Origin of the sequence: Salmonella sp. SG203, from assembly GCF_013350575.1 — a bacterium.
Lineage (GTDB): Bacteria > Pseudomonadota > Gammaproteobacteria > Enterobacterales > Enterobacteriaceae > Salmonella > Salmonella enterica.
On record NZ_SNMT01000078.1, the window covers coordinates 1 to 1245 of the forward strand.

2 protein-coding genes are annotated in these 1245 nt (G+C 46.9%); both read left to right on the forward strand.

What is annotated here, in order from left to right; translation table 11 throughout:
- The first annotated feature begins 50 nt into the window (after positions 1-50).
- Positions 51-413 (forward strand): GtrA family protein, encoded by a 363-nt coding sequence (locus tag HV477_RS27840; RefSeq protein WP_000915525.1) that lies wholly within the window; start codon positions 51-53, stop codon positions 411-413.
- The coding region (locus tag HV477_RS27845; protein WP_023993874.1) for a glycosyltransferase family 2 protein at positions 410-1245 on the forward strand (836 nt) is incomplete at its 3' end. The genes HV477_RS27840 and HV477_RS27845, both read left to right, overlap by 4 nt.

Below are 1245 nucleotides of genomic sequence, written 5' to 3' on the forward strand. Positions count from 1 at the left end.
CAATTTGTAGTGCTACACTCCAGACCTTTCCGAATCCGCTGATTTTCATAATGTTGAAGTTATTCGCTAAGTACACATCGATCGGTGTTCTTAACACGCTTATTCATTGGGGCGTATTTGCTTTTTGTGTGTATGGGATGCATACGCATCAGGCGCTGGCGAACTTTTCCGGTTTTGTTATCGCTGTATCGTTCAGCTTCTATGCCAATGCGCGCTTCACCTTTAACGCCAGCACCACCACGCTTCGCTACATGATGTACGTGGGATTTATGGGAACACTGAGCGCCGTTGTTGGCTGGATGGCTGACAAATGTTCCCTGCCGCCACTCCTTACTCTTGTCACCTTTTCAGCTATCAGCCTGACATGCGGATTCATTTATTCAAAGTTCATTGTCTTTAGGGATGCGAAATGAAAGTCTCGTTAGTCGTTCCGGTCTTCAATGAAGAAGCCACGATACCTATTTTCTATAAAACGGTTCGCGAGTTTGAAGAGCTAAAACCGTATGAAGTTGAGATTGTTTTCATCAACGACGGAAGCAAAGATGCGACTGAATCAATAATTAACAAAATAGCTGCATCTGATCCGCTCGTTATTCCGCTTTCGTTTACGCGAAACTTCGGTAAAGAACCAGCTCTTTTCGCGGGTCTCGACCATGCAACCGGGGATGCGGTCATTCCTATTGATGTCGATTTACAGGATCCGATAGAAGTTATCCCCCATCTCATTGAGAAGTGGCAGGCTGGCGCGGATATGGTGCTGGCTAAGCGCTCAGACCGCTCAACTGACGGGCGCATGAAGCGTAAGACAGCTGAATGGTTTTATAAGCTGCACAATAAAATCAGCAATCCGAAAATTGAAGAGAACGTCGGTGATTTCCGGTTAATGAGTCGTGAGGTTGTCGAAAATATTAAATTAATGCCCGAACGCAACTTGTTCATGAAGGGGGTGCTCAGTTGGGTTGGCGGAAAAACGGATGTTGTTAAATATGCCCGTGCCGAACGCGTGGCCGGTGATTCGAAATTCAACGGCTGGAAATTATGGAATCTGGCACTCGAAGGTATAACTAGCTTCTCAACTTTTCCTCTCCGCATCTGGACGTATATCGGGTTAGCTGTCGCAGGTGTTGCATTTCTGTATGGTGCCTGGATGATATTCGACACTCTGGCGTTCGGTAACGCCGTGCGGGGATACCCGTCACTTCTGGTGTCGATACTGTTTCTTGGTGGCATCCAGCTAATCGGCAT